Source organism: Pseudomonas sp. 1L-E-NC-VB-C3 (genome assembly GCF_057291535.1).
Window position 1 is genome coordinate 16,104 of sequence record NZ_JBXAWD010000003.1, and the last position, 22,338, is coordinate 38,441.

Here is a 22,338-nt window from a genome sequence, read left to right on the forward strand (position 1 = left end):
GCACGCAGATGCTGGGACCGATCATTCTCATCGCCATTTGCCTGATGCTGCTGGGGCTGTCGATCTATCTGTTCCTGCAAGGGCTGCGCAAGACCGCGAAGGAAAAAGTCCTCAATCGACTCGCCGCCGGACAACCGCAGCTGGCCGTCGAGCAGGCCAGGTGGGTGGGAGTGGAACGGATGTTTTTACGTGCTGGACTGGGTCGGCCGAGCGAGCGTTTCGGTCTGTGGCTGAGCCTGTGGGCAGCGGCAATGGGCCTGGGATTTCTGCTCGCCAGCTGGGTCGGTCTGCTGATCATGTTGCTCGTCCCGCCCGTGGCGTTGCGGTTGTACATCGCCATTCGCTACCGGCAACGGATCCGTCGCATGATCGAACAACTGCCGCAACTGCTCGACCACACCGTGCGCAGCCTCAAATCCGGCCGCACCCTCAGCGATGCAGTCCTGGGCGCCATCGAAGCCAGTGAAGACCCTTTGAAAGCGGCCATGGGCCGGGTACAGCGCAACGTGCAACTGGGGGTGAACTTGCCTGACGCCGTCAGCGATTTTGCCGAACTCTACGAGCAGGACGAACTGCGTATGTTCGCCCTCGGCCTGAAGGTCAACCACCGCTACGGCGGCAACGCCAGTGAGCTGCTGGAGAATCTGATCAAACTGATCCGCGAGCGCGACCAGGGCGCGCGGCAGTTGCGCGCGCTGACCGGGGAAACCCGCATGACTGCTTGGGTGCTCGGTTTGCTGCCTTTGATTCTGGTCAGTTACTTCATGCTGACCAACCCCGGCTACATGCTCGGCATGTGGCACGACGAAAGCGGCCAGACCATGCTGCTCAGCGCCGCCGCGTTGCAGGTGCTGGGCAGTCTGGCGCTGTGGCGCATGTTGCGGAGCGTTTGAGATGGTCTGGCTCGCGGCGTTGCTGTTGCTCCTCGGTTCGCTGTTATTGGTGGGCAATCACCTGCTCACCGAGCGCCGCCGCGTGCGTCAGGTGCATCAGCGCTTGCACGGTCAATTGGTCCGGGAGAACCGTTTCGGCCACTGGCTGCGCGCGCTGGGCAACAGCCGTTTCGGCCGGGGCTCGGTGAGCATCGACAGCGAAACCCAGACCCTGCTCGGCCGCCTCGGCTGGCGCCGCGCCAACGAACGCGCGCTCTTCGCCGCCTGCCAGATCGGCACGCCGCTGCTCGCTCTGGGGCTGGCGATCTTTTTGCAGGAAGTGTTTTTCCCGCAGACCAGTCACCGCTGGATGGCGCCGATGTTCGCTGCGGGCGGCGGCTATCTACTGCCCAAACGCCTGCTCGCCTACGCCGCCGCCCGCCGACAGAAAGCCATCGCCGTGGAAATTTCCACGTTCATACCGCTGCTGCGCATCCTCTTCGAATCCGGCATGGCGGTGGAACAAGCGTTGCGCGTGCTCAGCGTCGAAGCACAGAAACTGCTGCCGGAACTGACCAGCGAACTGCGCCTGATCCTCAGCCGCGTCGACTCGGGTCTGGAGCTGGGGCAGGAGCTGAACAAGACTGCGGTGATGCTCGCGGTGGACGAATTCACCGACACCTGCGTGATCCTCCAGCAACTGATCCACCAGGGCGGCGGTGCGATGAAATCGCTGCTGGCGCTCAAGCAATTACTCGATGACCGACGCCTGACCCGGCTGCAGGAGTACATCTCGAAAATGTCCGCGAAGATGTCGGTGGTGATGATGCTGTTTCTGTTTCCTGCCCTGCTGATCGTACTGGCCGGCCCGGGCTTCACCGCCATTGCCCGCGCGTTCGCAAACTGACCTTGGCTCATGGAGAGCGTTTGATGAAAGTACTGATAGTCATGGCAAGTCTGTTGCTGATCAGCGGCTGCGCCACGGACGGCCAGGCGCCGTGGACCTCGCTGCTGTCGCCGTCCAGCTGCAGCAAACTGACCTCGGAGCAGGAACTGTCGCTGAACCTCGCCGATGACCTGGCCAGCGACGGCAAGCTCCACGCCAGCCTCGCCAACCTGCAAAGCCTGCCGGACAACCTCAGCGAAGTGCGCCTGCGCAAAGCCAAGGTTTATCGCCTGCTCGGCCGCAGCGAAGCCGAGCCGCTTTACCGCAGCCTGCTCGGCGGCTGCCTCACCGCCCAGGCCGAACATGGCCTGGGCCAGGTCTACGCCGCCCGTGGCGACAACGGCCAGGCCCAGGCCCACCTGCAACGCGCCGCACGCCTGGCGCCCACCGACGAAAAAATCCGCAATGATCTCGGCGTGGTCTACCTCAACCAACTGCGCCTCAACGAAGCGAAATTCGAATTCCTCACCGCCATCGAACTGAGCCAGAACAATCAACTGGCGACGCTGAACATGGTCACCCTGCTGCTCTACCAGAACGACTGGCCGCAAGCCGCGGAAATCGTCAGCCGCTCGAAACTGACCCCGGAACAATTCACCGAAGCGCAGCAACGCGCAGAAAAACTCAAAGCCCCGGCCAACGCCAAAGCCACACCCGGCGACCGCGTCGCCGCCTTCATCGACCCGCTACCGCCGACGCTCGAATAGGAGACAGCCATGACCATCCGCAAAGGCCTGTGCTACCTGACCCTGCTCACCCTGCCCCTCGGCGCCCACGCCATCGACACCGGCCCTGCTTCTGCGCAGCAGCAGGAAACCGAAGGCTGGCTGGTTCTGCAAAGCCGCAACAAAGCCGCCTCCCCCAAACCTCAGAGTGCAACAGCCACCGAACGCGAACTGGCGATGCGGCGCTGGCTGAAGAAATACCAGTACGAGATCCCGGATTTTTATGATCCGGATGCGGGCGGGAAGATCGAGAGCAAGAATTAGTTTGGTGGTGCCCTTGAAGGCCCCTTCGCGAGCAGGCTCGCTCCCACAGTCGACCGCGTGCTTTCGGTGGGAGCGAGCCTGCTCGCGAAGAACGATAACGCGGTTTCAACGCTGCGGATCAACCCGATCCAGCGCCCGATTCACGGCTAGCTCGGCCAGCATGACAATCTGCTGAATCGCCAACGCCGTGCTGCGCTGAAACCCGCTCAACTCGCCAGCGAAATTACTCGCCATCGCACTCGCTGACGCCAGCGACTCACAGGCATGCGCCAACAAGCTTTCGGTATCGACATTGGGCACCACCATGAACAGCGTGCTGGGCGGGTGCGGTTTTGCGGGTTCGGGGCAGAGATAGAAATCGAGCGCGCGTTTTATCGCTTCGCGGTTTTTCACAAGATCGTCGGCGCGCATGGCGTCTTCGAGCGGGGTGGTGGGGGATGGGGGTGGGTCTGGGATCAGTTTGTCCATTGAAACGGCTCTCCAAAATCTGCGGTGCGACCCAATGCCATTCTCACGGGGCAAAAGGTGGCAACTGTATGCGGGGTGAGAATACCGGTTATGGACACCCGGCCAGACCGAAGTCTGCCCGCACACAGCCGCCATGACACATTGCAGACAGCGGACAAGCTGGCGGCGATTATGCGTGCACAGATACTGGATGACCATAAGTAGCAGGGTTCTCACACCCGATCGCCGAAGATTCGACGACAGCCAGAGACTAGTGACCCGACGTCCGACGGACAACCTGAAAACCTTGTGGGAAGGTTCTGGCAAATCAGACACAGATTTAAACAATCAAAACCAAAAGCACCCTCACCCTAGCCCTCTCCCAGAGGGAGAGGGGACCGACCGAGTTGTTTGGGCGAAGTACACCGACCTGAAATACCGAGTCGAATGCAGATTTTGAAGCAGATCAAAAGCACCCTCACCCTAGCCCTCTCCCAGAGGGAGAGGGGACAGACCGAGTTGTTTGGGCGAAGTACACCGACCTGAAATACCGGGTCGAACACAGATTCTGAAGCAGATCAAAAGCACCCTCACCCTAGCCCTCTCCCAGAGGGAGAGGGGACCGACCGAGTTGTTTGGGCGAAGTACACCGACCTGAAAAACCGAGTCGAACACAAATTTTGAACAACCCACAAATCGGCTCCCTCTCCCTCGGGAGAGGGCTGGGGTGAGGGGCGAATCCAGCGCAAAACAAAAGCCAGACACCGCATGCTTTTCACCACTCAAAACAATGAGCGCAAGCTCGAGTAGCTTTTGATCTTGATCTGGGAGCCCGTCGGCAGGCTGAGTGGAGGGATTGATCCGGGCGTGGGAGCGCAGCGACCGTACGACGCAGTCGTACACAGCGAGTGTAGGTGCAGCGGAGCAAACCGGAGCCGCTGCGCCAGGATCGATCCCGGAGCGAAGGAACCCCGAGCCCCAGCGAGCGGGCCGAACGTCAGGGCGAAGACCTTTTGGTTACTTTTGGGGCGTTTGCCAAAAGTGACCCGCCGTAAGGGCGGAACCGTAATCAGCGACACCAAAAAAAACGGATATTCACCCCAACCACCCAAAGCATGGTCGGCCCAAAGGCCGCCAAGTCAATGCGCAGTAACCCGCTGCCGCCCAGCAGATCCAACAGGCGAAAGGGCCAAAGCCAACTGCGTCCGATTATGCATATGCGTCAACCGCAACACCTGCGACACATAAAGCTTCACCGTGTTCTCGGTAATCCCCAACTCACAGGCAATCTGATAATTGGTCTGCCCCTTGCCCACCAACCGCGCCACATCCAACTGCCGGGGCGACAACTGACTGAACACCGCCGGCATCTCGGCAGGCTCAGGCTCACCATCGGCCAGCACCGGCGCGGGCGAGCGCCGCACCTTGTCCAGATCCTGATAAAGGTCATCGATCGACTCGGACAAGAACTGCAACTTCTGATTCAGATGACCCAGATGCAGATTCTTCTGCCGTTCCTGCAAAGCCAGCTCCTGACGCTGCACCCCCTCGAGCAACTCAGCCAGATCAATCGGCTTCTGATAGTAATCGGCAATCCCCGCACGCAAGGCCTTGATCACATCCTGCTTGTCAGCGCGCCCGGTGAGCATGATCGCCTCGAACACCCGCTGCTTGCCGGCCAGCCGCTGCAAAGCCTGGATCAACTCGATGCCGTCCATGTCCGGCATGTGCAAATCACTCAGCACCAGACCGATGTCCGGGTCCGCCCTGAACAGCTCGATGGCTTCAAGGCTTGAGTCGCACGGCACGCAACGGTAGCCACTGCTCTCGAGAAACTCACAGAGTTCTTCGACGATCAGCGGCTGATCATCGACCACGAGGATTTTTACCGAATTAGGCTTGTTCACGAACCACTCCATTTGCTCGGCCAACGCTGACGATTCCTGCACTTTGGTGGCGTATTCGCCTGAATTGAAAGTAGACCCACTTTCCGACTATGTACATAGGACTAGTGGCACTCCGCGATCAGGTGATCCAGTACAGCGAAAGCACTACCCCTACCCACACGAACGGCGCAAATGGCAGCTTTTTTGACTTGTCCGGGGCCAGATGACGCAGATGCGCTCTAAGCCCTTGAGCCATATGAGGCCAGACTTTTGGCGCGAGCAGCAGCCACAGCACGCTGGCCAGGCCAGCGCCGATAAACGCGCCAAGAACGAATATGCCGTTCGTCGCAAGACCCAGGGCTGTCATTAATTTCACATCACCAGCGCCCATGCGGCCCATGAAATAACCGGGCAGCGTCAGCAGCAAAGCGATCAGGCAGGCCCAGCCGCCCTGCCCCGCGTCGGCACCCAGCCAGGTGCTGCCGGTCGCCAGCAACCAGACCAGCGCCAGCGCGCCCACGCCTAACGTCAATGCGTTGGAAATTCGCCGCTGCCGGGCATCTTGCGCGGCGCAGATCGCCAGCCAGATCAGAACAAGGGAAATCTGCATGCGCTGAAAGCCGTCCGTTTTGCCTGATTGATTCTATGCTGATACTACGCAGTGACTGTCAGGGTAGACGCACGCATGAAAAACGGCTTTCGCAGGTCGCAAAAAGGTGCGGTGGCGATCGAATTCGCCTTGGTGTTCATCATCTTTTTCGCAGTGTTTTACGGGCTGGTCAGCTACGGCCTGCCCTTCGTGATGATGCAATCGTTCAACCAGGCCACCGCTGAGGCGGTGCGCCGCAGCGTTGCGGTGGACCCGACCACGCCGAACTATTCGACGGTAGTGGTCAACACCGCCAATGCTGCGCTGACCCAACAACTGCAATGGCTGCCCTCGGCCTTGAATCTGGTGGTCGGGACCGACACCAGTGCGGCTTACGACGCGGGGACCGGCACCCTGACCGTCAGCGTCAATTACCCGGTGAGCAAGCTCAATCAGATCATGCCGTTTCTGGTGCTGCCCGGGATCGGCACGGTGCCCAATCTGCCGACGCACCTGACCGCCCGCTCGAGCCTGCAATTTTGACCGCCGGCGATAAGTTTTTCGGGCGCTTGCTCATGCGCGCCCCCACCGCAGCTCACGACTTGCCGGACCATCTCGGCGCGCCGCCCATCGGCCTGCATTTTTATCTGGATGGCAACGGCGATGTGTTGCAGATCGCCGGCCCGCTGCGGCATTTGCTCGCCCAGCACAAACCTCAGGGTCAGCCGCTGCCGCTCAGCGCCTACCTGCTGCCGCACAGTCTGCTGACCATCGAAGGTCAGCCCAGAGACTGGCAGGGGCAACTCCTCGATCTCGACTTTTCCGGGCTCAATGGTCAGCCCCTGCACCTTCGCGGCTGGGTGCAGCCACTAAACGATGGCTGGCAACTGCAGATGCTCGACATCGCCGACCTGTTGCTCGAACGTCAGCAAGCGCGCGATCGCGACGCCTGCCAGACCCTCGCCGCGCAGGTCAGCGATCGTCTGCGCACGTGCAGCCTGACGCGTCTGCCGACGGTGCTTGGCGAACAATTGCAGGCCATCGCCCAGCGCTGGCATATCCCCTGCCTCGCCGTGGCGTTACTGGATGAACAGGCCCAGGGCTGGCAGATTCATCAACAGTTTCGTGGCCACGATGCCCCGCAATTGTGGGAGGACGGTCAGCCGCTGGGCACGCCGCTGGACAGCCTCAACGGCAGCGCGCCGCAACGTCTCGCCGGCCCGCAGGGCCGCTATGAGCACTCGCGATTGCAGGCCACGTTCGGCAACGCCAACGGTTTCGCCGTGCCCTACTGCAATGACCAGGGCGTGGTCGCCTGGCTGCTCTGCGGGTTTTATACGGTCGACAACGTGGCGCCATGGCTGACCGATCGCGACTGGCTGACCTTGGCCGGTGCGCTGGCCGGACCGCTGCTCAGCCGCTTGCGCGAGCAGCGCCATGTGCAATCGATGGAACGTCTTGATTCCCTGCAAAACCTGCTCGGCACTGGCTGGTGGGAAATCAGTGCCGAAGAGCAGATTGCGCTGGCGCCGACGCTGGCCTCGGCACTGAATCTCAGCGATCGCCTGCTGCCGGTAGAGGACTGGCTGTCGCTGTTTCATCCCGCCGACCGCGACGAATTGCGCAGCCGTTTGCGCGCCCTGCAATGGCAGGGCGAGGCGCTGACCCTGAGCGTGCGTCTGCACCACGCGGAGGTCGGCGCAGCAGCGACGTGGTATCGGATTCAGGGTCAGGTCAGCGGCACCGGTGAGCATCGGCGTCTGGTCGGGTTCATGCTCGATATCAGCGACATCCAGAATCAACAACAGCGCGCCGCTGCCGCCCATGCGCGGCTGGACAATCTGATCGCCAGTTCGCCGGCGGTGATCTACGTGCAGCGCTACGCAGAAGGCGCGCTGATCCCGGCGTTTTTCAGCGCCAGCCTGCAACCCTTGCTGGGCTGGACGCTGGAAGATTGCGACACGACAGCCCTGGTCGAGCGCGTGCACCCCGACGACCGCGAACTGTATTTCCAGCGCAACCGCCAGTTGCTGCGTGAAGGCTCGGTGCGTGCGCGTTATCGCCTGCGCGACAACCGTGGCGAGTATCACTGGCTGCTCGATGAGGCAAAACTGCTGCGCAATGATCTCGGGCTGCCGGTCGAGGCGGTGGGCCTGTGGCTGGATGTCACCGAAGCGACGCTTGCCGCCGAGCAGGTGCGGCAGAGCGAGGAGCGCTACCGGATTCTGGTCGAGGATTCACCGGCGATGATCTGCCGTTATCGCCCGGACCTGACGCTGATCTTTGGCAACCGACCGTTGGCGACTTATCTGGAATGCACCCCGCAACAACTGCCCGGCGTTGATCTGGGTGGCTGGATGTCCGAAGAACAGCGCGGCGCGTTTGTGCAGCGCCTGAGCCAACTGACCCCGGAACAGCCAGTGAGCACCGCCGAAATCAGCCTGCAATTGCCCGGACGCGAACACGCCTGGTGGGTCTGGTCGGATCGCGGCGTGTTCGATGAGCATGGGCAGTTGATCGAAGTGCAAGCGGTGGGCCGCGACAACACCGAGGTGCGCCGCTCACAACAGCAACTCACGCAAAGCGCGAAAATGGCTACCCTCGGCGAAATGGCCACCGGCCTCGCCCACGAAATCAACCAGCCGCTCAACGTGATGCGCATGGCCATCGTCAACGTGCTCAAGCGCCTCGGCAACGGTGATGTGCAGGTCGATTATCTGACCGACAAACTCAACCGTATCGACGCTCAGGTTCAACGCGCAGCGAAGGTGGTCGACCACATGCGTGTGTTCGGTCGCCGCTCGGAAATCGAACAACAATTGTTCAACCCGGCCCAAGCCATCGAAGGCACCCTGTCACTGCTGGCCGAGGGCATGCGAGGCAAAGGTGTCGATCTGCGCATCAGCGAAACTGCCTTCGAGGCGCAGGTGCGCGGCTACGTCGATCAGCTGGAGCAGGTGCTGATCAACCTGATGGTCAACGCCCGCGACGCGCTGCTCGGCAAGCGCGAGCACGACCCTGCATTCAAACCGTGGATTTCAATCTACGCCGAGCGTGACGAGGAAAGCGTGCGGCTGTGGGTCGAGGACAATGGCGGCGGCATCGATCCGCGTTTGCTGGAGCGGATCTTCGAGCCGTTCTTCACCACCAAGCCGATTGGCGTCGGCACCGGCCTGGGCCTGTCGGTGAGCTACGGCATCATCGCCAACATGGGCGGCCAGTTGAGCGTGCGCAACTCCACGGAGGGCGCACGGTTCTGCATCGAATTGCCGATCGCCAGCGACGATCAGATCACCAGATAGGCCTTGCCGGTCTGCCCGCAGGTCATGTTGGCGCCCACCTCGGTGTTCATCAGATTGATGCCCAGACCCTTGAGCAGATTGTTCAACAGCGGATCAAGCAATGGGCTGATCAAACCGGTGACCACCGGCAACAAGCGGTTGCTGACATCGCTGATCAGTGAAGCCACACCGGTGACGATGGCGCCCAGCGGATTGCTGCCCACGGGTTTGTAGACGATCAGGTTGATGCCGGACAGCGTGTTTGCCAGGCTGCCGACGATGTTGCTGGTCGGCGCGGCCGGCAGCAGGCTCGGCGGCAGTTTCAGATTGGCCGGGGTGGCGAAGGGAGTGGTGCTGGAAAACAGCAGATTCTGCGTGGTCTGCGCGACGCTGGTGTCGAGTTTGAGGGCGATGCCGCCCGCGCCGTATTGCACGTGGGAGGCGGCATCGCAACTGCCGATGCCGAGAATCTTGTGGCAGGTGATGATGCCGAGATCGACCAGCGGCAACGGCGTCACCGTTGGTTCGGCGACTGAAGAGAACGCCGCGACAGGATCGATCTTGCCGAGTTTGAGATCTGCCAGAGAGGTTGTGGCGGCGGCAGTCAGGCTTTTGCTGTCGGTATCGCCGGTCGGGCAGCGGTAATCGGTGACATAGCTTTTCGCCCCGCCGGCATCCAGCGCGATGTCGATTTGCGGTGAGGGCAGCAGCTTCGGATCGAGCTGTTGGCAGCCGGCACCCAACAGGCAGAACACTGAATTGAGCGTGTCCACCAGATTCAGGCTCAACAGTGCATTGAGCGTCGGCGTCAGCGTACCGACCAGGCCCAGCACCGCATTGGTCAGCCCCGTCACCCCCGAGAGCACCGGCAGATTCACCGACAGCAGCGTGCGCACCTGCGCGGTGCGCACATAAATCCGGTCCGGTCCCAACGGATCGGCCTTGGCCCGCGCCGGGTCGCCAATCGCCGAGAACTGCGGCGGCTCGATCACCTTGACCCGCACCGTGACACCGGCCAGCCCCAGCACGTTGACCGGCAAGGTCGCCGCCACCGCGCTCTTGCTGTTGGCCAGTTGCACCACGCCTTGCACCAGTTGCAGCAATTGCAGATTGGCATCCAGCCCCGCCGCCGTAGTGCCGGTCTGCAGTTGCAGGATCTCGCCGAGTCTGACCGGCGCCGCGTTGATCGCGGCGACCTGCAACTGGCCCAGCGCGGTGACCACTTGCGCGGTTGCGCCGTTGAGTTGCACCACCGTCGCTGCGGCCTGAATCAATTGCGTCACGGTCGCTTGGGTATTGAGCAACTGCGTGTAATTGCCGGCGCCGACGTTGAGGTCGATGGCCAGTTGATCGAGGTATTTGAGCAGGTTGATATCGGTGTGCAGCAAACCGTCCCAGCCCACCGCCGTGAGGTTGACGTTGCCGCCGAGCAACCCGGAAAACAGCGGATTGAGGATGTTCGACTGCGCCGTGTCGATGCTGGCGAGGGTGCTGCGAATATTCAGTTGAGCGACGGTCGGCTGCGGTTTGGCCGCGACTGCCGAAGCATTGAGTGTGGTGTTGAGGCTGACCGGCGTGGCGCTGAACAGCGCCTGCACACCGCCGGCAAAACTGCTGGTGACCGTACGACTGGCAGCGACTTTGACTGCGCTTGATTGCGTGGCATCGACAGTGAAACTGCGCATACCGCTGGCAGCGGTGGCCAGTGTGCCGCAGGTGGTCGCGAGTGTATTGGCGGCATCCGCCACGTAACCATTGCGCAGCGCACTTTGCCCGGCATAACTGGCGGCGCTCAGCCCGGGCAGGCAATTGCCGCCGCGACTGACCGCTTCGAGGGCGGCGGTATCCACCACCCGCTGTAATTTGCGCTGTTCCATGTACAAGCGACCGCTGTCGACCACCAGCAACATCATCACCAGCGCCAGACTCAGGGTGGCGGCCGCCATCAAGCCGATCGCCCCGCGTTGCCGGGCCGGGCCGTTGCCTTGCGATCCTCGCGACATGGCGCACTCCTTTGCCGGCGCAGTGCCGAGCGCTACCTCCGTTAATGAAAAAGAGTGTAGACGCGGTCGGTCGAGAGTGCTGGCGTCGCGCCACTCCTGTCACCACCGCCACTGTGGGAGCGAGCCTGCTCGCGAAAGCGTCGTGCCAGAGGATTCAATGCTGAATGACACACCGCCTTCGCGAGCAGGCTCGCTCCCACAGGGACGGTTCAGAGCGGTTCAACGCGGTGGATAGTTGGCCAGAATCCGTGCGACGGTCTCGCGAATGGCATTGCTGCGGTCAGCCGGATTCGGGCGGTTGCTGAGCATTTGTTCATCGCTGCCGCGCCAGACCAGTTTGCCGTCCTTGCCGTCGAGCAGGTCGATCTGAATGGTCGCGACCTTGTAGGTGATGTTGCGCGTTTCGTTGTACATCGGCGCGCCCCAGTAGCCGTTCCACGGGCCGCCCCAACCGCCGCCGTAATTGGTCGTCACTTGCTGTTGCCGGTCCTCGACGATCAGGTAGGTCTGCACGCTCAGGTCACCTTTGCCGCCGCCGGCAGCCGGACGCAAACCGCGCTGATCGAGTTGATCGGCCACCGCCTGGCGGATGCGCTGTTCGGTGAGGTCGCTTTTGATGCGCGGATCATCGGGGCGATATTGCAGGGCCGGGTCTTTCCAGCTCCAGCTGCGATAAGCGGCAAAGTCGCGGCTGGCGTCGAAATCGTGATTGACCTGGTTGGCAGCGCAGGCACTGAGCAGCGCGGCAACAGCCAGTAGAGCGAGACGGCGGAACATGATTTTTCTCCGAGTGAAGACATGAACCTGCTGACACCAGGTCAGCTGGGAGGATACGCCGCCATGGCTTTTTCCACAGCCTCGCGGATCGCATCGGCGCGTTCGATCTGATTGCCCTGGGTGCCGGTTTCGGCGCTGGCGCTCCACACCGGCTGACCATTGCCGGCATCGAACAGATCGACCCGCACCACTACGACCTGCTCTTGATAGGTGCGCACGATCGGCACGCTGTTGTACATGCCGTAACCGCGACCATAACGATCATAGCCGCCGTATCCGCCATAGTAGCCGTAATCATCGCGCACCTGACGCAAACGGGTTTCCAGACGCAGATCGGCGCTGACCAGCAGGTCCGCCGGGCGGTTGTCGCGCATCGGCCGCAAGCCGCGCTGGTCGAGGGCGTTGCTGACCGCCTCGGCCACCTGCGCCGAGTCCGCCCACGCCGTGCCCGGCGGCAACTGCCCGTTGCGCCAGGCCCAGTTGCGGTAGCGCCCGTAATCACGCGGCGGCGCCGGGTAGGCGCTGCGGTCGAAGGTGGTGGCGGCTTGCGGCGGTGCCGGCGGCAAGGGCCGCGACTGCGCCACGTACGGGTTGCTGCCCTGGCAAGCGGCCAACCCCAGACAAATCAGCAATAACCCGCATTGAGCTTTCATGTCGCGCTCCGCTCAGATCGGCCGGCAGATCCAGTGCAAGTAACGCCCAAGCCCGGCGAAGCCTGGGTGACGACGGTGCGCGAGTTCCATTTCCAGCAAATCCGCCAGTTCGGCGCGGGCCTGGAATTCCACCGGCATGTAATCGTGAAATACCCGTACGCCGCTCTGACTTTCGACCTGCCACATACCGGCGAGTTGCGTTGCCAATTCCCGAGGGTCGAGAGGCTGCTGCGGGGTCAGGCTCTGCTTCTCGCCGGCCATGACGTTCTTGCGCATTTTCTTGAAATGGCCCTTGAGCAGATTGCGATAAATCAGCGCATCACGGTTGTAGAACGCCAGCGACAGCCAGCCGCCAGGCTTGGTCAACTGATGCAGCACCGGCAGGATCGCGTGGGGTTCGGCGAGCCATTCCAGCACGGCGTGGCAGATCACCAGATCGTAGGGTTCGGTGAGCTGACCGGGCAGTTCCTGCCACGGCGCCTGTATGAATGTCGCGGTGTGTCCGGCTTCGGCAAAACGCTGGCGCGCACCCTCGAGCATCGGCTCAGCCGGCTCGGTGAAGGTGACGTCATGGCCGCGCTCGGCCAGCCACAGCGACATGTGCCCAAGGCCCCCGCCGATATCCAGCACGCGCAGCGGACGATCCGGCAAAGCCTCGGTCAGATCGGCCTGCAATACCGCGAGGCGAATCGCGCCTTTGGCGCCGCCGTAGATTTTTTCGGCGAAGCGCGTGGCCAACTGATCGAAATGACGGTCGCTCATCAGCTGAACCGCCGTTCGCTGTCGGCGAGCTTGGCGCGCACCACTTCATTCATGTCCAGACCCAGTTCGCTGCACAGCAGCAACAGATACAGGACGATATCGCCGACTTCCTGCCCGGCGTGGGCGAGCTTGTCCGCCGGCAACTGGCGCGACTGGTCTTCTGTCAGCCACTGGAAGATTTCCACCAGCTCGGCCATTTCCACGCTGGCGGCCATGGCGAGGTTTTTCGGGCTGTGAAATTGCCGCCAGTCATTGCGGTCGCGAATGGCATGCAGGCGTTCGGTCAGTTCAACAAGGTTCATCGGGCTCTCCTGAAGACGCATAGCTTCGGGGGGATGCGGGCTGAAGGCAAGCAGCGCAGATGATCTATTGTGGGAGCGAGCCTGCTCGCGAAAGCGATGGATCATCCAGACCGGATTTGCCTGACACGCCCCCTTCGCGAGCAGGCTCGCTCCCACACATGATCCGGGCAAACCTTCTATCATGCAGGGAACTCGGCCGCCCTCGGCGTGGCCCAAGGCTCAGCTCTTTCATCAGGGATGCACACATGCGTGTAGAAAGCTTTTTCGAATGGCTAGGCCAGGCACTCGGTTCGGTCATCCGCTTTATCGTCGATGGCCTCAGCGGCCTGTTCAATATGCTCAGCAATGCCGGCGGCAACTTTGTCGACGGCCTGGCGCAAACGCTGGGGATGGACACCTCGATCATCAGCATCATCGCCCTGATCGTTGGCCTGATGCTGCTGTGGTCGGCGATCCGGGCGTTCATGAACGCGTCGATCATTGCCGGGATCATCTGGTTGCTGCTGGGGTTGTGGTTGTTGAGCTGGATTATTCACTAGCGCTTCAAAAGCCCCTCACCCCAGCCCTCTCCCAGAGGGAGAGGGAGCTGACCGCGTTGCTTTGAAATTCTCCACCGACCTGGAATATCGAGTCGAACTCACGCTTGAGAACGACGAAGATCGGCCCCCTCTCCCTCTGGGAGAGGGCTGGGGTGAGGGTGTTTCTGCCGCTACAATCCCCGCTCCCCCAAGGAGCCTGCATGTCCTCACTGATTACCGACTGGCGCGACCGCCCGACTCACCGCAAGGTCTGGGCGCTCGCCGCGCCGATGATTCTTTCCAATATTTCCGTGCCGCTGGTGGCGCTGGTCGACAGCACTGTCATCGGTCACTTGCCCCATGCCCATCAATTGGGCGCGGTGGCGGTCGGCGCCAGTCTGTACACGTTTCTTGCCTGGGCGATGGGTTTTCTGCGCATGGGCACCACCGGATTTGCCGCCCAGGCTGCCGGGCGCAGCGATGGCGCGGCGTTGCGGCAGATTCTCTTGCAGGGTCTGTTGCTGGCACTGGGCTTGGCCGTCGTGCTCGGCGGCCTCGGCGTGCCGCTCAGCGGCGTCGCTCTGCACTTCATGCAGCCGTCGGCGGAGCTGGAGCAACTGACCCGGGAGTTTTTCCACACGCGCCTGTTTGGCCTGCCCGCCGCGCTGGCGACGTATGCGCTGGTCGGCTGGTTCCTCGGCACGCAGAACGCCCGAGCGCCGCTGGCGATTCTGCTGAGCACCAACCTGATCAACATCGTGCTCAATCTTTGGTTTGTGATTGGCCTGGACTGGGGCGTGGTCGGCTCGGCGCGGGCTTCGGTAATCGCCGAATGGAGCGGCGCCCTGCTCGGCCTGTGGCTGACGCGCACGGCATTGCGCGCCTATCCGGGGCAGATCATCTGGTCGGCGCTGAGAGTCTGGCAGAGCTGGCGGCCGCTGCTGGCTGTCAACCGTGACATTTTCATCCGCAGCCTCGCCCTGCAATCGGTGTTTTTCCTGATCACCGTGCAGGGCGCACGGCTCGGCGATGCGACCGTAGCGGCCAACGCGCTGCTGCTCAACGGCCTGCTGCTGACGGCCCACGCACTGGATGGCCTGGCCCACGCAGTCGAAGCCTTGTGCGGCCATGCCATTGGCGCGCGGGATCGCCTGGCATTGCGTCGATCGCTGGTGGTGGCCGGCGGCTGGTCGCTGATCGCCAGCCTCGGGTTTGCCGTGCTGTTTCTGCTGGCGGGGCACCTGTTCATCGAGATGCAGACCGATATTCAGAGCGTGCGCGAGACGGCGTTCGTCTACCTGCCCTACCTCGCCGTGCTGCCGCTGATTGCGGTGTGGAGTTACCTGCTCGACGGCCTGTTCATCGGCGCCACCCGTGCGCGGGAAATGCGCAACGGCATGCTGCTGACGGTGCTGCTGTTGCTGCCGTTCGCCTGGTATTTGCAGGCCTTGGGCAATCACGGCCTGTGGATATCTTTTCTGCTGTTCATGGTCTTGCGCAGCGTGACCCTTGGCGCGCAAGCCCTGTGGCTGAAGCGCCACGATGGCTGGTTCAGCGGCAAGGCTCACTGATCAGAAAAGTCAGTCCGCCGCGCCCCACTGCCGACGCAGAAAGTCGAGCCGTTCCGGCTGGGTCAGTCCGGACGGCGGCACGACCAGCACGGCGCGCGGATTGAGCAGGCGCAGCCACAGCCAGCCATCCAGCACGGCACGATCGCTGAAACCCAGCGCCAGACCTTGTTGCACATGCACAGCGATCGTCTGGTAATCAACCCTCAGAGACTGGCACCAGCGCCAGATGTGCTGCTCCAGCAGACAGGTTTGCAAGCGTTCGCGCTGGCGCCGGGTCAGGCTTTCTTCAATGCCCAGCGGCTCGACGAGCAGGCCGGGATTGCGCAGCTGTTGCCAGCCCTGACTGCCGATGGCGCGGTCGGCCCAGGTACCACCAAACCAGCGCAACTGGCGGATCGGCCCGAGCCAGCGACTCAGTTGCGCGGCGTCGCAGGCGTCGAAGAAATAGCTGGCGGTCTGACGGTTGTAATAGCTGAGCAAGGCCCGGTGATTCAAACCGAACGAGACGGTAAGCATGCGCTGCAAGTGGCTGAGCAGCTGCTGCGCCGGTATCTCGCAGCTCAGCAACAGGCCACGCCAGGTGTCCGGATCGCGCAGGCACAAGGCGGTCAATGCCGGACTCTCGCGCAAGTCGACGAGGACCGGGCCGTGCTCGCTGACCGGTTGAAATTCGGTGCCGTCAAACAATCGGTGCCGCTGCACATCGGCAAAGCCCTGGCGCAAGGTCAGCAGGGCGCGTGCCGCGTCCGGGGTGTCGAGCAACAGCCATTGCGCCATGGGCTCAAGCGCCGCGCCGCTCATCGTGCGCTGCTCTGATCGAGCGCGGTGAGCAGCCGGCAACTGCACACGGACTCGGCGCAGTGGTTGAAGCTGCCACCGCCCGGCATCAGGCACAGCAGCAGCAACGGCTCGCCAGACTGCAACAGTTGCTGCAACCCATCGCTCACCAGCAGTTCTGGGAGCGATACCGGATCATCGTCCTCGACCGCAGCCTCTGGCAACACTGAGGGCTGGAGCACGCCACTGACCACCGGCTGATCGGGGTCGCCCTCAAGAAAACTCACCACCACTTCCACACCATCAGCGAGTGCCGCCGAGGGCAGCTCGTTCAAGTCAGGCGCGAGGGGCAGCCAGCAATGACTCGGCGAAGCCCCTTCGCCCTGATAAAGCCAGTCGAATTGCACCGCCACCGGCCGCGAGCAATCCGGCTGCGGCTCATCGACGGTGACCACCCAGGCTCGCTGCAGGCTGTGCATGCGCTGCTTGGACTGCGCAGCGGCAGGCGCACAGACGGGTACCCGCGCGGCCGCGAACAGGCGATTGCAATAGGGCGGTTCGAGAGACTGATCGGCACGGTGCTCGATGCGGGTCAGCAACCATGGGCGGTTGCATTCGATGAAAGGATGGTCGTCCAGGGGCAACCACTGACCGCTGCGCAAGGCGGGCAGATCGCTGTGGCCTTCGGCACTGGGGCCTCGCTGGCTGGCCTGCGAGTCTTCGTGCAGTTGCCATTGGCGGACGGCTGGAGCGACGCCACGCTGGTCATGCTCGGCCTGATAGGGCGCGACGTCTGCATGGGGCATTCGCGTCGGATCGTCGCCGAACACCAGGCAGTGCCTGTCGCGGTGATGCTCGAAGTAATAGTGAATGCGCGCCTCTGCGCACAGGCGCTGGAGCAGTTGCAGATCGGATTCGCGGTATTGCGTGCAGAAGGTGCGGGTCGGGTAGTCGCTATGCAGGTCGAAACGTCGTTGCAAGCCGACGATGCCATGCTCGCGCAGAACCTGTTCGATGATCTGCGGCACGCAGCGGCCACTGAAGATGCGCTGGCTCAAACGCAGGTCGAGGCAGTCGAGCCTCGGCCCGAGACGCACTCGACACAAACGCAAGCCATGGCCATGCTCGTGCTGGACAAGGCTGTGCAACTGCCCGTGCACACCCTGGCCGGGCGAGCCGAAGCACAGGAACGCAGAACGATGCAGCAGGCTGGCAAGATCCAGATGCGGATCGTCGATCACCACATCGATCTCGAAGGCAAAGGGTTCGCTGAGCGCTTCCCTTCCGGTAAAGGCGAGAACTTCGAAGGGGTCGGACAGGCCCGCTACATCGAGACGAAACGACGGCTCGTTGACTGGATCGAACATGGGCGGATCTCTACAGGAGGGGCGGCCGGGGATTCTCGCCGAGAGGCATGGCCGAGTAGAGAGGCGAAGTACAACTTAGGAAATGACCTACGCGAAAAGCAGACCAGATGAGTTTGCTGACCGTGATCGCACAGGTTTTCGTGAAAAAATCAGGAGATGTCCCACCGGGTTGTCCGAATTTTCCACAGCTTGCGGAAAAAAATCGGACAACCCGGGCGGAACGCTATCGGGTCTCAGGAAGACAGATAGGAGGAGCGGGTCAGGCCCAGACGCAAGGCATCGAGGAACTGCGTGCGCTCGCTGGCACTGATGCGGGCACTGGCGCACTTGTCGCGGTAGTGCGTCATCAGTTCTTCCGGCGACAAGTGCACGTAACGCAGCATGTCTTCGATGGTGTCGTGGGTCTCGATACCAGCGTGGTACACGCTGCCATCGGCGTTCTGGTAGATGTTCACCGAATCGGTGTCACCGAACAGGTTGTGCATGTCACCGAGGATTTCCTGATAGGCGCCGACCAGGAACACGCCCAGCAGGTAATCTTCGCCTTCATTCAACGCGTGCACCGGCAGGCTGGTTTCGATGCTCTGCTCGTCGACGTACTGGTTGATCTTGCCATCGGAGTCGCAGGTCAGATCCTGCAGCACCGCGCGGCGCAGCGGCTCTTCGTCGAGGCGATGCAGCGGGATGATCGGCAACACCTGATCGATCGCCCAGGTGTCCGGCAGGCTCTGGAACACCGAGAAGTTGCAGATGTACTTGTCGGCCAGCTTGTCGTTGAGTTCGTCGAGCACCTGGCGGTGCGAACGCTGACGCGCTTTCAGCGAGTTGTGCAGGCGACGGCACACGGCGAAGTAGCACTGCTCGGCGAGGGCTTTTTCCGCCAGGGTCAGCTTGCCGTCGGCATACTGCGCGGCCACGTCGCTCATGTAGTGGGTGGCGCGCCAGTAGGTTTCGGTGACCATTTCGATGTCGGTCGGGCCGAGCAGATCGACCAGCCATTGCACGGTTTCCGGCAGGCTTTCCTTGTTTTCGATCAGCGGGATTTCGTCGTTGTGTTTCTCGACGTCGGTGACCTGCACCACCAGCATCGCGTGGTGCGCGGTCAGCGAGCGGCCGCTTTCGGAGAAGATGTGCGGATGCGGCAGGCTCTGCGCGTCGCAGAATTCCTTGAGCATGCCGACCACGACACCGGCGTAATCGTCCATGTCGTAGTTGATCGAACTGGCGTTGCGCGAATGCGTGCCGTCGTAGTCGACACCGAGGCCGCCGCCGACGTCGATGTGATCGACCGGCAGACCGAGGTTGCGCAATTCGCCGTAATAACGGATCGCTTCCTTGAAGCCGTGCTGGTAGTCAGCGAGGTTGGCAATCTGCGAACCCATGTGGAAGTGCAGCAGGCGGATGCCCTGATCCAGACCGGCGCCACGGAAGCGCTCGACCACCGACAGCAGTTGCGCTGCCGACAGGCCGAATTTGGATTTCTCGCCACCGGTGTCGGCCCACTTCGACGAGGCCAGCGACGACAGGCGCACGCGCAGACCCACCTGCGGCTTGACCTTCAGCGAGGCGGCTTCTTCGATCACCAGGCCGACTTCGGATTCTTTCTCGATGACGATGAACACGTTGTGGCCGAGCTTCTGGCCCATCAGCGCCAGACGGATGAACTCGCGGTCCTTGTAACCGTTGCAGACGATGGTGCCGCCCTTCGGCGCCAGCGCCAGCACGGCCAGCAGTTCAGGCTTGGAGCCGGCTTCCAGACCGATGGAAACGTTCTGGGTGGCGATGATGTTCTCGATCACCGCTTCCTGCTGGTTGACCTTGATCGGGTACAGCGCAGTGTATTTGCTCTGGTATTCCAGGCGCTCGATGTTCGAATCGAAAGCACCGGTCAACTGACGGACACGGTCTTGCAGGATGTCGGGGAACCGCACCAGCAGCGGCAAGGACAAACCGCTCTTGCGCAGTTGGTCGACTTGCTCGAACAGATCGATAGGCGAGCTGCTCGGGCCGTTCGGACGTACTTCGACGCGACCGGCTTCATTGATCGCGAAATACCCGGCCCCCCAATGGCGAATCCCGTAAACGCTGCGGCTGTCCGCAACTGTCCATTGGCTGCCATCGTCTTTACGTGTGCGTCGTACGGACATCGAAGTCCCCTATAAAGAAGTCAGAGTGCGTCGCCTGAAGTGCAGGCCGGCGCAGTCTAAAGAATGAAAATGACGGTTCGTCAGTGCGGCGGTAGACCGCACTGACTGCGTGGAGTTTAGAAACCGGTCATGAACAGGCTCTGTGAAAACCATGGCGACGACGCCGGATCCGAGAACACTCGAAGCCGGATCAAGCCGCCGGAGGGTTTCACAGAGGCTGCTAGCCGCCGGACTTCTTCGCTTTGAAACCGTGCTTGATCAGCTCTGCCAAGAGTAGCTCGACGTGATCGCCCTGGATTTCGATGATGCCGTCCTTCAACGCCCCGCCGGTGCCACAACGTTTTTTCAACGTCGTCGCCAGCTCCTTGAGCGCGTCTTCGGCCAAGGGCACGCCGGTGATGGTGGTCACCGTCTTGCCGCCACGGCCCTTGCTTTCGCGACGCACGCGGGCAATGCCGTCACCGGCCGGGATCACGGTTTGTTTGCAGATACAGGCGTCCACCGGCTTGCTGCATTCCGGGCAATGACGACCTGCGTCGGTGGAAAATACCAGGCCGCCCAGGGCGGCGAAGGATGCGGCTTTCTTGGCCACCGGCAATCCTCTCGGGAGGACAAAGACTGATCGCAACCTTGGGCAAGGTCAGCGACCGCGAAGCCCCACTCAGGCAGGGGCAGCGCTACTGCATCGGCGCTTTTGGGAAGCGTTCGGTGCAGTTTGAAAAGGTCGCGCAGTGTAACGGCAAAAATCGCGATTGCTAAGTGCCAATCGGCGCCAATTCATGTGTTCTTTGCGACGTTGCTTTGCTGCGCCTTGAGATAGCGCCTTAACGCGGCCAGAGAGTCCGGGCAATAAGGCTTTTCGCTGATTTCGCGCATGACCTGTTCGACAGGGATGAATCGCGCTTCGAGGACTTCTTCCGGCTGCAGTTTCAGCGGCCCGTCCCATACAGCGGAAAATGCCGAACACCACAGACGGTTGCCGGTGTCTTCGAAATAGAAGTGATCGTGAGCGGTGAGTTCGACGCCGCTGACGCCCAGCTCTTCTTCCAGCTCGCGCGCCGCCGACTCGGCATAACTTTCGTCGGCCTGGACCATGCCGCCTGCGGCAACATCCCAGTAACCAGGATAAATCGCCTTGCTCAACGCACGGCGGTGCACGCACAGCTCACCGGCGGAGTTGAACAGCATGATGTAAGTGCCACGGCCAATCAGCCCGCGCTCACGCAAATCGGAGCGCACCAGAGCGCCGAGCAGGTTGTCCTGTTCGTCGACCCAGGCGATCTGTTCAGCGTCCGAGGCGGCGCGATGGGCCGCCTCTCTTGTAGTCTGGCTCACGTATCAGCCCTGATTGAGCAGTTGACGCAAATCGATCACCGCAGCGTTGGCCCGGGAAATGTAGTTGGCCATGACCAGCGAGTGGTTGGCCAACACGCCGAAACCGCTGCCGTTGAGAATCATCGGGCTCCACACCGGCTCTTGCGAAGCCTCCAGCTCACGGATGATCTGGCGCACGCTGACGGTGGCGTTCTTCTTCGCCAGCACATCGGCGAAGTCGACCTCGATGGCACGCAGCAGATGCGACAGCGCCCAGGCCTGACCGCGCGCTTCGTAGAACACGTTGTCGATCTGCATCCACGGGGTCTCCACGACTTCTTCGTCAACCTGCGGCACTTCGCCGACTGCCGGAACTTCGGTCTTCAGCGCAGTGTTGAGCTTGACCCGGCCGACACTGGCCGACAGGCGTTGCGACAGCGAACCGAGACGGGTTCCGACATCGCCCAGCCAGTTGTTGAGGTTGTCGGCGCGGGCGTAGAACAGCGCGTTTTTCTGATTCGGATCCGACAAGCGCGACTGATAACGGCTCAGGGAGTTGATGCCTTCCTGGTATTCCGACTCGCTGGACGGCAGCACCCAGCTCTTGTTATCGAAGTTGAAGCGTGGTTCGGCCTTGGCCAGATCGGCGTCTTCGGCGGACTGTGATTGCGAACGGGCGAAGTCTTTGCGCAGGGCGCGGGTCAGGTCACGCACCTGCACCAGCACGCCGTATTCCCAGCTCGGCGTGTTGTCCATCCACAGGCCCGGCGGGAAACGGTCATTGGAAATGTAACCGCCCGGCTTGTTGAGCAAGGTGCCGGCAACGGTCTTCAGGGTTTCGACCGTGGTGTAGCCGACCACCATTTGCTTGCCCTCTTTCTCGGCAGCGACCTGGGCGTTCTGCGCCACCGGAAACAGCTCCGGTTCCTGGCTCCAGTACCAGCCCAGCGCGATGGTGACCAGCAAATACAGACCGATCACTGTGGCCAGCGCCCGGCTGAACAGCAGCCCGCCGATATAGCTGCGGGTGGCCGACTTGGGCTCGGCGGCACGTTCAGGCGCGCTGCCCGCGCGGTTTTTCCAGTCCAGCATGGCGATATCCTTTCAATCACTTGGGTTCAACGGTTCGACCACAAC

22 protein-coding genes are annotated in these 22,338 nt (G+C 62.1%); 8 read left to right on the forward strand and 14 right to left on the reverse strand.

All coding sequences use genetic code 11. The annotated features are described in order from the left end of the window. The first annotated feature begins 8 nt into the window (after positions 1-8). From AC0Z5Z_RS05750 to AC0Z5Z_RS05765, 4 genes are read left to right on the forward strand one after another with little or no spacing between them, the layout of a single operon-like run. Positions 9-893 (forward strand): type II secretion system F family protein, encoded by an 885-nt coding sequence (locus AC0Z5Z_RS05750; RefSeq protein WP_485610845.1) that lies wholly within the window; start codon positions 9-11, stop codon positions 891-893. A 1-nt stretch (position 894) separates the two neighbouring features. Beyond that, positions 895-1,779, forward strand: a complete 885-nt coding sequence (locus AC0Z5Z_RS05755) for a type II secretion system F family protein (protein ID WP_485610846.1) — start codon at positions 895-897, stop codon at positions 1,777-1,779. A 23-nt stretch (positions 1,780-1,802) separates the two neighbouring features. Continuing rightward, positions 1,803-2,525, forward strand: a complete 723-nt coding sequence (locus AC0Z5Z_RS05760; RefSeq protein WP_460059878.1) for a tetratricopeptide repeat protein — start codon at positions 1,803-1,805, stop codon at positions 2,523-2,525. A 9-nt stretch (positions 2,526-2,534) separates the two neighbouring features. Further along, entirely contained in the window at positions 2,535-2,807 is a 273-nt protein-coding gene (locus AC0Z5Z_RS05765) for a DUF3613 domain-containing protein (RefSeq protein ID WP_150741614.1), read from the forward strand. Positions 2,808-2,912: 105 nt separating this feature from the next. Here AC0Z5Z_RS05765 and AC0Z5Z_RS05770 read toward each other — a convergent pair whose 3' ends face one another. The 3 genes from AC0Z5Z_RS05770 to AC0Z5Z_RS05780 form a co-directional block, all read right to left on the reverse strand. Further along, positions 2,913-3,275 carry a DUF6124 family protein gene (locus AC0Z5Z_RS05770; RefSeq protein WP_041480653.1) on the reverse strand — a complete coding sequence of 121 codons (363 nt, stop codon included), beginning with the start codon at positions 3,273-3,275 and terminating at the stop codon, positions 2,913-2,915. A 1,118-nt stretch (positions 3,276-4,393) separates the two neighbouring features. Further along, positions 4,394-5,173: a response regulator gene (locus AC0Z5Z_RS05775; protein ID WP_374046347.1), complete on the reverse strand. Its 780-nt coding sequence runs from the start codon at positions 5,171-5,173 to the stop codon at positions 4,394-4,396. A 106-nt stretch (positions 5,174-5,279) separates the two neighbouring features. Beyond that, positions 5,280-5,750 carry an A24 family peptidase gene (locus AC0Z5Z_RS05780; RefSeq protein ID WP_056787729.1) on the reverse strand — a complete coding sequence of 157 codons (471 nt, stop codon included), beginning with the start codon at positions 5,748-5,750 and terminating at the stop codon, positions 5,280-5,282. 75 nt (positions 5,751-5,825) lie between these two features. Between AC0Z5Z_RS05780 and AC0Z5Z_RS05785 the strand changes: the two genes are divergently transcribed. Beyond that, a complete protein-coding gene (locus AC0Z5Z_RS05785; protein ID WP_024011435.1) occupies positions 5,826-6,272 on the forward strand; it encodes a TadE/TadG family type IV pilus assembly protein in 447 nt (148 codons plus the stop codon). Next, positions 6,269-9,031, forward strand: coding sequence for a PAS domain-containing sensor histidine kinase (locus AC0Z5Z_RS05790; RefSeq protein ID WP_485610847.1), 2,763 nt, complete (start codon positions 6,269-6,271; stop codon positions 9,029-9,031). The genes AC0Z5Z_RS05785 and AC0Z5Z_RS05790 overlap by 4 nt, the downstream gene beginning before the upstream one ends. Here AC0Z5Z_RS05790 and AC0Z5Z_RS05795 read toward each other — a convergent pair. The 5 genes from AC0Z5Z_RS05795 to AC0Z5Z_RS05815 all read right to left on the reverse strand — a co-directional run bounded on the left by AC0Z5Z_RS05795 (position 9,016) and on the right by AC0Z5Z_RS05815 (position 13,507). Beyond that, a complete protein-coding gene (locus AC0Z5Z_RS05795; RefSeq protein ID WP_485610848.1) occupies positions 9,016-11,013 on the reverse strand; it encodes a pilus assembly protein TadG-related protein in 1,998 nt (665 codons plus the stop codon). The genes AC0Z5Z_RS05790 and AC0Z5Z_RS05795 overlap by 16 nt on opposite strands. Positions 11,014-11,232: 219 nt before the next feature. Next, entirely contained in the window at positions 11,233-11,790 is a 558-nt protein-coding gene (locus AC0Z5Z_RS05800; protein WP_016771849.1) for a DUF4136 domain-containing protein, read from the reverse strand. A 41-nt stretch (positions 11,791-11,831) separates the two neighbouring features. After that, complete coding sequence (locus AC0Z5Z_RS05805) at positions 11,832-12,443, reverse strand: DUF4136 domain-containing protein (protein ID WP_252877370.1); 612 nt, start codon at positions 12,441-12,443, stop codon at positions 11,832-11,834. A gap of 12 nt (positions 12,444-12,455) precedes the next feature. Next, positions 12,456-13,205 carry a methyltransferase domain-containing protein gene (locus AC0Z5Z_RS05810; RefSeq protein WP_024011431.1) on the reverse strand — a complete coding sequence of 250 codons (750 nt, stop codon included), beginning with the start codon at positions 13,203-13,205 and terminating at the stop codon, positions 12,456-12,458. Then, a complete protein-coding gene (locus tag AC0Z5Z_RS05815) occupies positions 13,205-13,507 on the reverse strand; it encodes a MazG-like family protein (protein ID WP_016771852.1) in 303 nt (100 codons plus the stop codon). The genes AC0Z5Z_RS05810 and AC0Z5Z_RS05815 overlap by 1 nt, the downstream gene beginning before the upstream one ends. Before the next feature lie 245 nt (positions 13,508-13,752). Between AC0Z5Z_RS05815 and AC0Z5Z_RS05820 the strand changes: the two genes are divergently transcribed. Beyond that, positions 13,753-14,046 carry a hypothetical protein gene (locus AC0Z5Z_RS05820; RefSeq protein ID WP_039757018.1) on the forward strand — a complete coding sequence of 98 codons (294 nt, stop codon included), beginning with the start codon at positions 13,753-13,755 and terminating at the stop codon, positions 14,044-14,046. A gap of 200 nt (positions 14,047-14,246) precedes the next feature. After that, a complete protein-coding gene (locus AC0Z5Z_RS05825) occupies positions 14,247-15,596 on the forward strand; it encodes an MATE family efflux transporter (protein WP_485610849.1) in 1,350 nt (449 codons plus the stop codon). A gap of 9 nt (positions 15,597-15,605) precedes the next feature. Here AC0Z5Z_RS05825 and AC0Z5Z_RS05830 read toward each other — a convergent pair whose 3' ends face one another. The 6 genes from AC0Z5Z_RS05830 to AC0Z5Z_RS05855 form a co-directional block, all read right to left on the reverse strand. Next, positions 15,606-16,397 carry a DUF4123 domain-containing protein gene (locus AC0Z5Z_RS05830; protein ID WP_485610850.1) on the reverse strand — a complete coding sequence of 264 codons (792 nt, stop codon included), beginning with the start codon at positions 16,395-16,397 and terminating at the stop codon, positions 15,606-15,608. Further along, a complete protein-coding gene (locus tag AC0Z5Z_RS05835) occupies positions 16,394-17,740 on the reverse strand; it encodes a type VI secretion system Vgr family protein (RefSeq protein WP_252887259.1) in 1,347 nt (448 codons plus the stop codon). Before AC0Z5Z_RS05835 ends, AC0Z5Z_RS05830 begins: the two co-directional genes overlap by 4 nt. Before the next feature lie 233 nt (positions 17,741-17,973). Further along, positions 17,974-19,887 carry an arginine decarboxylase gene (gene speA, locus AC0Z5Z_RS05840; protein WP_016771856.1) on the reverse strand — a complete coding sequence of 638 codons (1,914 nt, stop codon included), beginning with the start codon at positions 19,885-19,887 and terminating at the stop codon, positions 17,974-17,976. 220 nt (positions 19,888-20,107) lie between these two features. Next, entirely contained in the window at positions 20,108-20,479 is a 372-nt protein-coding gene (locus AC0Z5Z_RS05845; RefSeq protein WP_007914613.1) for a translation initiation factor Sui1, read from the reverse strand. A gap of 185 nt (positions 20,480-20,664) precedes the next feature. Then, a complete protein-coding gene (locus AC0Z5Z_RS05850) occupies positions 20,665-21,222 on the reverse strand; it encodes an NUDIX hydrolase (RefSeq protein ID WP_485610851.1) in 558 nt (185 codons plus the stop codon). A 3-nt stretch (positions 21,223-21,225) separates the two neighbouring features. After that, positions 21,226-22,293: a DUF2333 family protein gene (locus tag AC0Z5Z_RS05855; RefSeq protein ID WP_236169645.1), complete on the reverse strand. Its 1,068-nt coding sequence runs from the start codon at positions 22,291-22,293 to the stop codon at positions 21,226-21,228. Between the last annotated feature and the right edge of the window lie 45 nt (positions 22,294-22,338).

Coding starts and splice junctions, on each gene's coding strand:
- AC0Z5Z_RS05750 (WP_485610845.1), top strand. CDS start 9: ATGCTGGGACCGATCATTCTCATCGCCATTTGCCTGATGCTGCTGGGG.
- AC0Z5Z_RS05755 (WP_485610846.1), top strand. CDS start 895: ATGGTCTGGCTCGCGGCGTTGCTGTTGCTCCTCGGTTCGCTGTTATTG.
- AC0Z5Z_RS05760 (WP_460059878.1), top strand. CDS start 1,803: ATGAAAGTACTGATAGTCATGGCAAGTCTGTTGCTGATCAGCGGCTGC.
- AC0Z5Z_RS05765 (WP_150741614.1), top strand. CDS start 2,535: ATGACCATCCGCAAAGGCCTGTGCTACCTGACCCTGCTCACCCTGCCC.
- AC0Z5Z_RS05770 (WP_041480653.1), bottom strand. CDS start 3,275: ATGGACAAACTGATCCCAGACCCACCCCCATCCCCCACCACCCCGCTC.
- AC0Z5Z_RS05775 (WP_374046347.1), bottom strand. CDS start 5,173: ATGGAGTGGTTCGTGAACAAGCCTAATTCGGTAAAAATCCTCGTGGTC.
- AC0Z5Z_RS05780 (WP_056787729.1), bottom strand. CDS start 5,750: ATGCAGATTTCCCTTGTTCTGATCTGGCTGGCGATCTGCGCCGCGCAA.
- AC0Z5Z_RS05785 (WP_024011435.1), top strand. CDS start 5,826: ATGAAAAACGGCTTTCGCAGGTCGCAAAAAGGTGCGGTGGCGATCGAA.
- AC0Z5Z_RS05795 (WP_485610848.1), bottom strand. CDS start 11,013: ATGTCGCGAGGATCGCAAGGCAACGGCCCGGCCCGGCAACGCGGGGCG.
- AC0Z5Z_RS05800 (WP_016771849.1), bottom strand. CDS start 11,790: ATGTTCCGCCGTCTCGCTCTACTGGCTGTTGCCGCGCTGCTCAGTGCC.
- AC0Z5Z_RS05805 (WP_252877370.1), bottom strand. CDS start 12,443: ATGAAAGCTCAATGCGGGTTATTGCTGATTTGTCTGGGGTTGGCCGCT.
- AC0Z5Z_RS05810 (WP_024011431.1), bottom strand. CDS start 13,205: ATGAGCGACCGTCATTTCGATCAGTTGGCCACGCGCTTCGCCGAAAAA.
- AC0Z5Z_RS05815 (WP_016771852.1), bottom strand. CDS start 13,507: ATGAACCTTGTTGAACTGACCGAACGCCTGCATGCCATTCGCGACCGC.
- AC0Z5Z_RS05820 (WP_039757018.1), top strand. CDS start 13,753: ATGCGTGTAGAAAGCTTTTTCGAATGGCTAGGCCAGGCACTCGGTTCG.
- AC0Z5Z_RS05825 (WP_485610849.1), top strand. CDS start 14,247: ATGTCCTCACTGATTACCGACTGGCGCGACCGCCCGACTCACCGCAAG.
- AC0Z5Z_RS05830 (WP_485610850.1), bottom strand. CDS start 16,397: ATGAGCGGCGCGGCGCTTGAGCCCATGGCGCAATGGCTGTTGCTCGAC.
- AC0Z5Z_RS05835 (WP_252887259.1), bottom strand. CDS start 17,740: ATGTTCGATCCAGTCAACGAGCCGTCGTTTCGTCTCGATGTAGCGGGC.
- speA (WP_016771856.1), bottom strand. CDS start 19,887: ATGTCCGTACGACGCACACGTAAAGACGATGGCAGCCAATGGACAGTT.
- AC0Z5Z_RS05855 (WP_236169645.1), bottom strand. CDS start 22,293: ATGCTGGACTGGAAAAACCGCGCGGGCAGCGCGCCTGAACGTGCCGCC.